We start from the raw sequence: 10,862 nt of genomic DNA on the forward strand, positions 1-10,862 counted from the left end.
TCTTGCCGACGGCAAGCGCCTTCTCCAGCCTTCGACTGTGACGCAATTCGGCTTGTGACATCCGGACGTGAAAAGGGCGCCTTTCGGCGCCCTTTTCGTTTGCAGCTGTCGGAAGCTTCGATCAACGCAGGTTGATGAACCCATCCGCGTCGACGTTCCCCGCCGCGACGCGCTCTCGCATGTCGCGGGTGCTCAGGCCGGTGTCGAGCTGGAAGTGCGGCTTGTCGACGATGCTCGTCCAGTTGCCGCCCCACTCCAGCCCCATGCTGGTGCCGATGCTGCCGATGGCATCCCAGTTGGTGTCCCAGTTGATGGAGCCGTTCGGACGCACTTCGACCACGTCGAAGGCGGTGGCGAAGTTGTGGTTGCTGTAGCCGCCACGCGCATTCGTGACGACATCGCCCGGCGTCGTGCGGCCCTGTGCGTACAGCGCGTTCTGTTCGGCGTAGGTGCGATAGCCGGAGGTCACGCGCAGGGTGATACCCAGTTCCTGCTCGACGCGGTTGACGAACTCGGCCGCCTGGCCGCGCAGCTCGGGATGCAGGCTGGCGATCTTGGCGTTGCTGGGACCGTCGCTGACGCGGGCGACATCGCCCGGCGCGACCGGTTCGGCTGCCGGCGGCTTCCCGACCGCGGGCGCGCCGTTGAGCTGCGCCCAGGTGTTCGGGCCGACCACGCCGTCGACCTCGATGCCGCGGCTGGCCTGGTAGCTGCGCACCGCGCCTTCGGTACGGGCGCCGAAGATGCCATCGGCCGTGCCCGGGCTGAAGCCCGCGGCCTGGAGGCGGTTCTGCAGATCGGTGACTGCCGGGCCGCGGTCGTTGCGCTCCAACGTGGGCGTGGCGGTAGCCGGTGCGTTCTGCTGCACGGGCGCGGCACCGTCGGTGCGTGCGGCGTTGTTGAACGGCGTGCCCAGCAGGCCCTGCGCCTCCGCCTCGGCCACGGCCGTGCGCGCGGCCGCGACATCGGTGTTGTAGGTGTTCGCCAGCCCCTTGTAGGCGCCCCACGGCGACAGGTTGGTGCCGTTGTTCGAGAGTTCGAAGGCCACGCGGGCGTTGGTCTGCGGGTCGAACAGCTGGTCGTTCGAGCTCAGGCCGAAGGCTTCGCGGCGCTCAGGCCCCATGCCGCCGATCATGTTGATCTGGGTCAGGCCGTAGGACTTGTCGCCGGTGGCGGCGTTGCCGTTGAACGCGGCCGGGTCGCCGCTGGATTCGCGCATCGAGATGGCGACCATGCTCACCAGGTTCTCGCCACGAAAGCCGGCCTCGTGGAACAGCTGGGCGAGCTGGGTGCGGTCCAGCGGGCCGCCGGTGTAGGCGCCCTGCGTGTCGTTGGCCGGTGCGGTGCCGTTGACCTGCGGAGTGTCGGCACTGAGTGCCTTGACGCCCGCCGGCAGCGCGATCGCCTGGTCGGGGTAGATGACGTCGGGGTTGAGCACCTGCGGGTTCGATGCGAGCAGCCCTTCGAGGCTCACGCCGTGGGCCTTGGCGATCTCCGACAGGGTGTCGCCGCGCTGCGCGGTGTAGGACTGCGTCGCCTCGCTGGCGGGCGGAAGATCCTGCTGCTGGACGCGCTGGGTGGAATCGGACGAGACGGTGTTGAGGGTCACGACGGGCTCCTGCTGGTGGCGGCAATCCCCCCCGGGATGCAGGCAGTGTCCCGGGCGCAGCGGGCGGGCGACAGATGGGGGGTGCCCCAGCGTGCAGGCGTCACAGTTCGGAGTCCGGCACAGGGACCACGCACCGGTCGCGGCACCAGAGCCCTCCCCCGTGTACGGGGGAGGGTTGGGTGGGGGCGCGCTTTCCGGTGCAGGGGAATCGAGCGCGGGCACGGGCATGGCCAGCGGACCTCGATTGCGCGAGACGAGGGTTTGCCCCCATCCCGGCCTTCCCCCGCGGGCGGGGGAAGGAGCTGATTGCCGCGGGCGTGAGGCGCGGACCTCGTCCTCACCACGCCGCGATCCGCTTCCCGCTTGAATGCGCGCATGCCGCGACGCCGACGTGCCGACACCCCTGCCCGCCCCCGTGATCTGACCCGCGGCGCCATCGCGCCGACGCTGTTCGCGTTCGCGCTGCCGATCCTCGGCGGCAACGTCATGCAGTCGCTCAACGGGTCGGTGAATGCGATCTGGATCGGGCGCTTTCTCGGCGAAGGCGCGCTGGCGGCGATCGCGAATGCCAACAACATCATGTTCTTGCTGCTGGGCGCGATCTTCGGCGTGGGCATGGCGGCCACGATCCTCGTCGCGCAGGCGATCGGCCGCGAGGATCTGCCGGGCGCCAAGCGCGTGATCGGCACCAGCGCGACCTTCTTCCTGTCGGCCTCGGTGCTGGTGGCGCTGGTCGGCCTGCCGCTGTCGCGGCACGTGCTGGAGTGGATGGGCACGCCGGCCGCCGCGCTCCCGCACGCCGATGCGTATCTGAAACTGATCTTCCTCGCGGTGCCGTTCCTGTACGCGTTCGCGTTCCTGTCGGCGATCCTGCGCGGCGCCGGCGATGCGCGCACGCCGTTCCTGTTCCTGCTGCTGGTCGTGGTGCTCGACATCGTGCTGGTGCCGTTGCTGATGCTCGGCATCGGGCCGCTGCCCGAAATGGGCATGGCCGGCGCCGCACTCGCGAGCCTGATCGCGAACGCGCTCGGCCTGACCGCCCTGCTCGCCTGGCTTCGGCATCGCAGGCACCGGCTGTGGATCCATCGCACCGAACGGCACCTCTACCGCCCCGACTGGACCATCGTGCGCGCGCTGCTGGGCAAGGGCCTGCCGATGGGCCTGCAGATGGTGATGCTGTCGGCAGCAATGATCGCGATGATCTCGATGGTCAACGCGCACGGTGTCGACACCACGGCGGGCTATGGCGCGGCGCTGCAACTGTGGACCTACGTGCAGATGCCGGCGATGGCGATCGGCGCGGCGTGCTCGACGATGGCCGCGCAGAACGTCGGCGCCGGGCGCTGGGACCGCGTGTCGCGGATCGCCGGCACCGGCGTCGGCTTCAACATCCTGATGACCGGCGCGCTGATCGTGCTGTTGCTGCTGCTCGACCGCGCTGCGCTGTCGCTGTTCCTCGGCGACGCCAGCGTGGCGCTGGAGACCGCCCGCCATCTCAACCGCATCGCCATCTGGTCGTTCCTGTTCTTCGGCGTGACCTTCGTGCTGTTCGGCGTGGTGCGCTCGACCGGTGCGGTGCTGCCGCCGTTGATCATCCTGGGCATCACGCTGTGGGGCGTGCGCGTGCCGTTCGCGACGCTGCTGCAGCCGACGCTGGGCGTGGACGCGATCTGGTGGAGCTTCCCCGCGAGCGCGCTGCTGGCGATGCTGCTGTCGATCGCCTATTACCGCTGGGGCGGCTGGCGCAAGGCACGCATGCTCGCGCCGCGCGAGCCGGGCGCAATGCCGTCCGAAGTGCCGTCGCATCCGCCCGCGCCGCTCGCCGGTGTGGACCCGAATGACGTGGCGCCGGCCACGCGACAGCCGGCCCGCGGCTGAACCCCGAAATTGCCTCGCCTTGACCCGTACCGGCGTCGCCGGCATCTACGTCAGGTGCTTTCGCAATTCCGGAACCCCGCCATGCGTATTGCCGCCGCGTTAACGACCTCGTTGCTGGTTGCAGGCTTCTGCCTGCCCACGGCCGCGCAGCAGCTGCGCAATCCGGCCGACCCGCCCCCGCGTGCCGGGCAGACGCTGCGCCAGGTCGAGCCGACGCCGCGCATTCCCACGGCGACGGGCACGCGTTCGGCAAGCGATCCCGCTCAGACCAGTGCCGCACGCGAGCGGTGCCTGCAGCGCGCGACCGCCTCGATACAGCCGACCAGCACCGCGCGCGTGGCGGGCGCACAGCGACGTGCGGCCGCGATCGAGACGCAACGTGCAGCGCGTGGCGGTGATGCGGCGGATCCGACGGACCAGTCCGGTCTGCGTGCGCAACGCGACGCGCAGCAGCGGGCGGCGACGCGCGAGCGAAATGCAGCGAATCAGCGGTTGTCGGTGGCGCGGGCGAATTGCGGGTAGGGCCTTGCGTTCGCGCCCAATTCGGCCCCTCATTCCGGCGAACGCCGCAATGACGATAGATGGTTTCTCGGCATCCGCGACGACCTCTGCACTGTCATTCCAGCGGAAGCTGGAATTCATTCTCGCGGGATCTACCACCGCGCGACCGACGGCACGTCGCGAACATCAAAAATGGGTTCCGGCTTTCGCCGGAACGACGATGGATGGCTTCCCAGAATCCGCGACGACTTTGCACCGTCATTCCAGCGAAAGCTGGAATCCATTTTCGCGAAGACCAGGATCGTGAGATTGGCAACAACGCGCGGAGATCAAAATGGATCCCGGCTTTCGCCGGGATGACGGCAGGTGGAGACAGGTGATTCGAAAGAGAACCTGACGCCGTCATTCCAGCGGACGCTGGAATCCATTCTCGCGGATCTACCACCGCGCGACCGACGGCACTTCGCGAACATCAGAATGGGTTCCAGCTTTCGCTGGAACGACGATAGATGGCTTCACGGAATCCGCGACGACCTCTGCACCGTCATTCCAGCGGCTTTCAACAGCCGCACGGCTGGTCAAGCTGGAATCCATTTTCGCGAAGTCTAGGATCGTGAGATTGGCGACACTGCGCGGAGATCGAAATGGATCCCAGCGTTCGCTGGGATGACGGCGTGGCGATGGATTCGCCGGAATCGAAGTGCACAAGCGACGTTGTTGCGAGCCCTCGCCGAGTCGCTTAACACGCCTCACCCCCACTTCGGCATCTTGGTCCTGTCCAACCCCGCCACTTCGAACACCGCGGTGCGTGTGCCGCCCGCCTTCACCGGGAACTCGATCGACACCGTCTTCGCGCCATCCATCAGCCGCCACAGTGCGCGTTCGTCGTCGATGAACATCGCGATGGCTTCGTCGGTCTGCGGGCGGTTGGCGGCCATGCGGCGAGGTTCGCCGTCGTCGACGCGCACGCTGACGCGGCAGCTCGGATAGCAGTCGAAATCGCCGGCCTGTAGCACGAGGTAGCTGCTGCGGCCCCAGGAAGGATGGTCGCGGAAGATCATTCTGACCTGCTTGGCGCCGCTGCCGTCGACATCGATGTTGTCCTTGGCGTAGATCGCCGCCGAGATCTGCTGGCCGCCTTCGACGTTCGCGGTGTTGTAGGTCCACAGGGCTTTGGTGCGCGCGTCTTCGCGCAACGCGTCGCCCTTGGCCTTGACGTCGTCGAACTTTGCGCGCACGCGCTCGGCGGCCTGGGTGTCGGGGAAGCGCGCGAGCAGCACGTCGGCCTGCGCTTTCGCCAGCGCCCAGTTTTCGATCGAAACGGCGGCCTCGAAATCGCGTTCGGCCGCCTCGGCCTGCTGTTCGGCGGCGGCCGCCTGCGCCTGTGCCTGCGCGGCGGCCTGGGCCTCGCGATCCTGGCAGGCGGTCAGCGGCAGCAGCGCGGCGAGCAATGCGGTGGCGAGCAGGTGTCGGGATGTCATGCGGGCGTTCCTCGTTCGATCAGCCAGTGCACCGCGTCGGCGACGTCGCGCGGCTGTTCCATGATGGTCATGTGGCCGCTGCGCTCGAGCAGCACCTGACGCGCCTGCGGCATGCGCGCAGCGTACAGGCCCATCGCACTGGGATCGATGACGGCATCGTGCGCGCCCCAGATCAGCACGGCGGGCTGGCGGATGTCGGCCGCGGCATCGCCGGGTGCGAAGCGCTCGTCGCTGCGCCCGATGCGGTCGAGCACCGACTGTTCGAAGGCGGCCTCGTTGCGGCGATAGCGCGCGAATGCGATGGGGCCGGGCCACGGCATCGGCGGACGCGCCTTGCGATCGAAGAACAGAACCGACAGGTAGCGGTCGATGGCCGCGGTGTTCTCGATGCCGAACGGGTTCTGGCCGTCGAGCACGGCGAGTCCGAAGGCGTTGCCTTCGAAGTGCACGCCCGCGGCGTCGATGAGGCCGACGCGCGCGACGAGATCCGGATATTTCGCCGCGACCAGCGCAGCGATGCCGCCGCCCATCGAATGGCCGAGCAACACGACCGGCCCGACATCGAGATGGCGCAGGAACGCCGCGACGTGCGCGGCCTCGGCGACGAAGCCGTGGTCGGCATCGGCCATGCGTTCGCTCTCGCCCCAGCCGGGCAGATCGGGCATGACGAGCGGATAGCGCGCGTCGAGCTCGGGTACCAGCCGGTACCAGTTCTCCTTGCTGCCGGTGTAGCCGTGCAGCATCACGATCACCGGCGCGGATGCGTCCTGGCCGGCGCGTGCGGTCCAGCACCAGCGCAGGCCGTCGATACGCTCGCGATGCACCGACAGGCGCAAGGCGCGTCGCTGACGCGCGTACTCGACGCGGAGCAGATCGCGCGGTCGCGACCACAGCACCCATGCGAAGGCGCCGAGCGCGAGGCCCGCAACGCACGCGGCCGCCACGAGGGCGGCCGCGAACGGATGACTCAGTGCCTGCATCGGCTCAGTTGGTGGAAGCCGGTGCAGCACCGTCGGCCGGCGCAGCGGGCGCTGCAGGTGCGGGCGTCGGCTTGGCTTCGTTGATCAGCTTTTCCACCGAACCGGTCGTGATCGGGTGGTAGCCCGGCCGTGCCTGCTCGAAGATCTGCTTGGCCAGTGCGAGGCCCGGCTCGGTCTGCACCAGTGCGGTATAGATCGGCATGATCAGCTTGCGACGGCCGACGCGCGCGGTGAACGCGGCCAGTGCCTCGTTCGCCTGCGTGTAGCCGCTGCGCACCGCCAGCGGATACCAGCGCATCGCGATCTCGCCGTTGTCGGTGCCGGTGAACGAATAGGCCTCGTCCAGCTGGGCGAGCTGCTCGACGGTCAGCGTCTGCGGCAGGCCGTCGAGGAAGTGCAGCCATTCCTGTGTGGACCAGTTCTCGGTGATCTGGCGCGGCGGCAGCTGCGCGCTGCCCAGCCAGGCCAGACGCGCGGAATCGACGATACCGAAGTTGCGCGACATCACCTGCGGCGCGTACGACGGGATGCCCGGCGCGTAGATCCACTCCTGCATCTCGGCATCGGTCACGGTGTCGGGATACTTGTCGAGCAGGTTGGCCTTCGCATACGCGACGAACTGCTCGGTGGTGATGCTCTGGAACGCGAAGTGGTCGAAGTAGCCGCGCAGGAACGCGTCGAAGTTCTCGCGGCCGAAGCGCTGCTCGAGGAACTGCAGGAACCACGCGCCCTTGTCGTAGGCGACCGCGCTGAGCGCGTCGTCGGCGTCGAGCTCGGTGCCCGGCTTGACCGCCAGCGCCTGCGTGGCCTCGGGCATGGTGCCGATGTTCTCGCGCAGTGCATTGCGCGCGATCACGAACTCCATGTCGCTCGTTTCCTTGCCGTACACCGACTCGACGATGCGGTTCTCGACGTAGCTGGTGAATCCCTCGTTGAGCCAGCCGTGCTTGGCGCTGGCGAAGGTGACGAGGTTGCCCGACCAGCTGTGCGCGAGCTCGTGCGCGATCAGCGAGACCAGCGACTTGTCGCCGACGATGACGGTCGGGGTGATGAACGACAGGCGCGGGTTCTCCATGCCGCCGTAGGGGAACGACGGCGGCAGGATCAGCAGGTCGTAGCGCTCCCAGCGGTAGGGGCCGTAGAGCTGCTCGGTCACCTCGATCATCTTCTCGGTGTCGGCGAACTCGGCGACGGCGCGGTCGACCATCGCAGGCTCGGCCCAGACGCCGGCGCGGCCCGAGATCGGCTTGAAGACCAGGTCACCCGCGGCGATGGCCATCAGGTAGGACGGGATCTTCTGCGGCATCGTGAAGCTGTAGTCGCCGGTGCGCTGGGCGTCGGGATCGTTGTTGGCGCTCATCAGCACCATGACGTCCGGACGCGAGGTGACGTGCGCGGTGTAGGTGTAGCGGATCGCCGGCGTGTCCTGCAGCGGCACCCACGAACGCGCGTGGATCTGCTGCGACTGGCTGAACATGAAGGGCAGCTGCTTGCCTTCGGTCATCTCCGGCGTGAGCCACTGCAGGCCCGACGCGTCCGGCGAGCTCACGTAGGTCACGCGGACCTTGGCGTTGCGCGCCGGCGTTTCGATGGTGAGCTTGCTGCCGAGCGTGGCGTCGGCCTCAGCCAGTGCGTACTGCAGCGGCTGCCACTGGCCATTGGCCTCGCCCTCGACCTTGGAGATCGTCAGGTCGCGCGTGTCGAGCACCAGCTGCGTGGCGGACGGGTCCTTCCACTGCAGCGTGTAGGTCGCGGTGCCGGCGATGGTCTTCGCGTCGAAATCCAGCGCGATGTCGAGCGCGAGGTCTTCGGTGACGACCTTTTCGGGTTCGGCGTAGGAGTGTTCGTCGCGGTCGCTCGCCGCGGCGGGGGCCGGGCCGTTCGTGGGGGTCACGGCGGTCGGGTCTCCGGATTCGCGCTGGCAACCGACGGCCAGCAGGGCGAGCAGCAGGGCCGGCAGGAACCGGCGGATATCCAGCTTCGAGCGCATAGGGATCAGAACTGCGGACAGGGACGCACAGTCTAGCGCGGGGGCGATGGGGGCTCTGTGCGGGGTGGGGCGGGTGGATACGGACCATCGCGCTATGGGCTTCCTGTCCGCGGGGAAGCCGCCGCTTCCCCCGCTTGCGGGAGAAGGCTGGGATGGGGGCGAAGTGGGAGGTCCGCGCTCGCGATGGCGCTTCGTCGGCAGACCGTTTGCCCCCACCCAACCCTCCCCCGCTCGCGGGGGAGGGCTTTCCAACGCAGAAGGCCCGCTTGCGCGGGCCTTCTCATCTCAACGACAGCGCGCGCGATCGCGCGTCACACCACCGCCAGCTGCCGGGCCTGGGCGCGGCTGCCGGTGTAGCCGTTGGCGCCGTAGGTGCCGGTCGACTCGGTGCGGCCCAGGTGACGCAGGGCCCAGTCGACTTCGCGGCGGCGGCGGGCCAGCAGCACGCTGTTGGACTGGTTGAGGATGCGCAGCGCGGCGATGCGGTCTGCAGCGCTGAGGTCGGGCGGTGCGGCTTCGGCCTGGCGCAGGGCGCGGACCTTGGCTTCGGTGGAGGCCAGCAGGGCCAGCACGTCGTTTTCCAGCAGCGCCTGGCGCTCGGCCTGCAGCGCGCCTTCGAGCGCGTCGAGGTGGACAGTCGCGGTCATCAGACGCCCTCCAGCTGGCGCTCGAGACCGAGCATGCGCGTGGCGACGGTCGCCGCGTCGACGCGATAGCTGCCGTCGGCGATCGCGGCCTTCAGCGCGTTGACGCGGGCCATGTCGATGCCGGGCGGTGCGGTGGCGAGGTCGCGTCCCATGGCCTGCAGTCCTTCGGCGTCGCCGGTCAGGATGACGCGGTCGACCGCCGGGGTCGCCGCGACGGGTTCGGTGCGCGGGGCGCCGGCGCGTCCGACGGACGACATCGCGGCGGCTTCCGCCGCGCGGGCCGCCGGGGGCGGTGCGTCGATCCTGTGGGTCATCGGGAGGCTCCTCGTGCTCGGTACGAACACGATAACGGCCGGCCCCGGCGGAACTTGAGGCGCGGCGTGCAGGAATCTGCGACCCCGTGTTCAGCCTGCAGCGCGGTCTACAGGACGACCTCGACGACGCCGGTCTCCGGCGTCAGCCGCCCGCGCACGACCTTGCTCGAGCCGGCGTTCTGCACCGCGACACGTTCGCCGACCCGCGCCGCGCCCATGGCGATGCCCGGCTGGCGGACTTCGACGCCGCCCGCGCGCGAAACCAGCACGACCGGATCGCCCCGCTTCACCGGCTGGCCGGCCTGCACGTCGTTGCCGGTCAGCACGTCGCCGGCGCCGAGGCTGCGCGCGGGAATGCGGCCGGCCAGTTCGGCCGGATCGCTGAACACCGCGCCGTCGAGCTGGCCGACTTCGCGGCGCTGCACGCTCAGGCGGGCCGGATCGATGGGCTCGCCGGCGCGCACCGGACCGGTGACCACGACGACGTCGGCCTCGCGGCGCAGCGTCACCGGCACGTACAGACGCCAGCCCGGCGTGTCGCCGCAGCGGACCTGGGCGATGCGCGGGCCGGTGGCGACCGCCTCGAGCGGCTGGCTGCACGCGGCCAGGCGTAGGCGCGAGTCGAGGCGGGCCTCGCCTGTGGCGTCGTGCCCGCCGACGGCCTGCAGCGCCGCGGCGCGGATGGTGTCGAGCGGCTGGGGCGCCGGCGGGGACTGCTGGGCCAATGCGAACGGCGCAGCCAGCAACAGCGCCGGCAGGCAGGCGGTCAGGAATCGGGCGCGCGGAGTGTCCATGCGCGGGGAGGTGCAAGGGGTGTGCCTGGGGCATGTCGCCGACGTCAATCGACCAGCCGTCATCCCAGCGAACGCTGGAAGCGATTCTCAACAGCACGAAGTGCTGGTCATCCATTTTCGCGGTAAAGCCCGAGGTCAAGATGGGCCCCAGCTTGACCAGACATGCGTCTGTTGAAAGCCGCTGGGGCGACGGTCGATTCTGCCTGTGCGTGTTGTGGATCCGTCGCCGCCAGGAACGCCGATTGCGAGCAGCTTTCAGCCCTCCCCCGCCTGCGGGGGAGGGTTGGGTGGGGGCCAACCATCAGGGTGCAGGCGTGCCCGGCTCGAGCGGCACGCCACGTGCACGATTCGCTTTCCAGACGATCGGGCCGCTCCCCCCATCCCGGCCTTCCCCCGCATGCGGGGGAAGGAGTCCGCCCCGACGCGTGGACCGGTCGCAAGCGACTTCGACCCCTCCCCCGCCTGCGGGGGAGGTTTGGGTGGGGGCCAACCATCAGGGCGCAGGCGTGTCCGGCTCGAGCGGCACGCCACGTGCACGATTCGCTTTCCAGACGATCGGGCCGCTCCCCCCATCCCGGCCTTCCCCCGCACACGGGGGAAGGCGCCCGCCCCGGCGTGGAGCGGTCGCAAGCGACTTCGAGCCCTCCCCCGCCTGCGGGGGAGGGTTG

The 10,862-nt window shown here is 69.3% G+C and carries 9 protein-coding genes; 1 reads left to right on the plus strand and 8 read right to left on the minus strand.

Going from position 1 to position 10,862, the window contains the following annotated elements:
- Nucleotides 1–121: 121 nt before the first annotated feature.
- The gene (locus E2F49_RS09155) at nucleotides 122–1,609 is read right to left on the minus strand and encodes a peptidoglycan-binding protein (RefSeq protein ID WP_165971180.1); all 1,488 of its coding nucleotides are present in this window, start codon (nucleotides 1,607–1,609) and stop codon (nucleotides 122–124) included.
- Nucleotides 1,610–1,984: 375 nt separating this feature from the next.
- On the opposite strand from E2F49_RS09155, the gene E2F49_RS09160 reads away from it, so the two are divergent.
- Nucleotides 1,985–3,487, plus strand: coding sequence for an MATE family efflux transporter (locus tag E2F49_RS09160; RefSeq protein ID WP_133393620.1), 1,503 nt, complete (start codon nucleotides 1,985–1,987; stop codon nucleotides 3,485–3,487).
- Between the two features lie 99 nt (nucleotides 3,488–3,586).
- Here the strand turns inward: E2F49_RS09160 and E2F49_RS16370 are convergent, their stop codons facing one another.
- The 7 genes from E2F49_RS16370 to flgA form a co-directional block, all read right to left on the minus strand.
- Nucleotides 3,587–4,129, minus strand: coding sequence for a hypothetical protein (locus E2F49_RS16370; RefSeq protein WP_165971181.1), 543 nt, complete (start codon nucleotides 4,127–4,129; stop codon nucleotides 3,587–3,589).
- A gap of 608 nt (nucleotides 4,130–4,737) precedes the next feature.
- Entirely contained in the window at nucleotides 4,738–5,469 is a 732-nt protein-coding gene (locus E2F49_RS09170) for a hypothetical protein (protein WP_133393622.1), read from the minus strand.
- Nucleotides 5,466–6,449: an alpha/beta fold hydrolase gene (locus E2F49_RS09175; RefSeq protein WP_133393623.1), complete on the minus strand. Its 984-nt coding sequence runs from the start codon at nucleotides 6,447–6,449 to the stop codon at nucleotides 5,466–5,468. Before E2F49_RS09175 ends, E2F49_RS09170 begins: the two co-directional genes overlap by 4 nt.
- A gap of 4 nt (nucleotides 6,450–6,453) precedes the next feature.
- Nucleotides 6,454–8,439: a M1 family metallopeptidase gene (locus E2F49_RS09180; RefSeq protein WP_133393624.1), complete on the minus strand. Its 1,986-nt coding sequence runs from the start codon at nucleotides 8,437–8,439 to the stop codon at nucleotides 6,454–6,456.
- Between the two features lie 311 nt (nucleotides 8,440–8,750).
- Nucleotides 8,751–9,086 (minus strand): flagellar protein FlgN, encoded by a 336-nt coding sequence (locus E2F49_RS09185; RefSeq protein WP_133393625.1) that lies wholly within the window; start codon nucleotides 9,084–9,086, stop codon nucleotides 8,751–8,753.
- Nucleotides 9,086–9,400 carry a flagellar biosynthesis anti-sigma factor FlgM gene (gene flgM / locus E2F49_RS09190; RefSeq protein ID WP_133393626.1) on the minus strand — a complete coding sequence of 105 codons (315 nt, stop codon included), beginning with the start codon at nucleotides 9,398–9,400 and terminating at the stop codon, nucleotides 9,086–9,088. Before flgM ends, E2F49_RS09185 begins: the two co-directional genes overlap by 1 nt.
- A 107-nt stretch (nucleotides 9,401–9,507) precedes the next feature.
- A complete protein-coding gene (gene flgA, locus E2F49_RS09195) occupies nucleotides 9,508–10,194 on the minus strand; it encodes a flagellar basal body P-ring formation chaperone FlgA (RefSeq protein WP_165971182.1) in 687 nt (228 codons plus the stop codon).
- Between the last annotated feature and the right edge of the window lie 668 nt (nucleotides 10,195–10,862).

Source organism: Luteimonas terrae, assembly GCF_004358165.1.
Taxonomy (GTDB): domain Bacteria; phylum Pseudomonadota; class Gammaproteobacteria; order Xanthomonadales; family Xanthomonadaceae; genus Luteimonas; species Luteimonas terrae.

Bases quoted from the DNA above. Each gene is read 5' to 3' on its own strand.
- E2F49_RS09175 (WP_133393623.1), bottom strand. From the start codon at position 6,449: ATGCAGGCACTGAGTCATCCGTTCGCGGCCGCCCTCGTGGCGGCCGCG.
- flgA (WP_165971182.1), bottom strand. From the start codon at position 10,194: ATGGACACTCCGCGCGCCCGATTCCTGACCGCCTGCCTGCCGGCGCTG.
- E2F49_RS09170 (WP_133393622.1), bottom strand. From the start codon at position 5,469: ATGACATCCCGACACCTGCTCGCCACCGCATTGCTCGCCGCGCTGCTG.
- flgM (WP_133393626.1), bottom strand. From the start codon at position 9,400: ATGACCCACAGGATCGACGCACCGCCCCCGGCGGCCCGCGCGGCGGAA.
- E2F49_RS09180 (WP_133393624.1), bottom strand. From the start codon at position 8,439: ATGCGCTCGAAGCTGGATATCCGCCGGTTCCTGCCGGCCCTGCTGCTC.
- E2F49_RS09185 (WP_133393625.1), bottom strand. From the start codon at position 9,086: ATGACCGCGACTGTCCACCTCGACGCGCTCGAAGGCGCGCTGCAGGCC.
- E2F49_RS16370 (WP_165971181.1), bottom strand. From the start codon at position 4,129: ATGAATTCCAGCTTCCGCTGGAATGACAGTGCAGAGGTCGTCGCGGAT.
- E2F49_RS09160 (WP_133393620.1), top strand. From the start codon at position 1,985: ATGCCGCGACGCCGACGTGCCGACACCCCTGCCCGCCCCCGTGATCTG.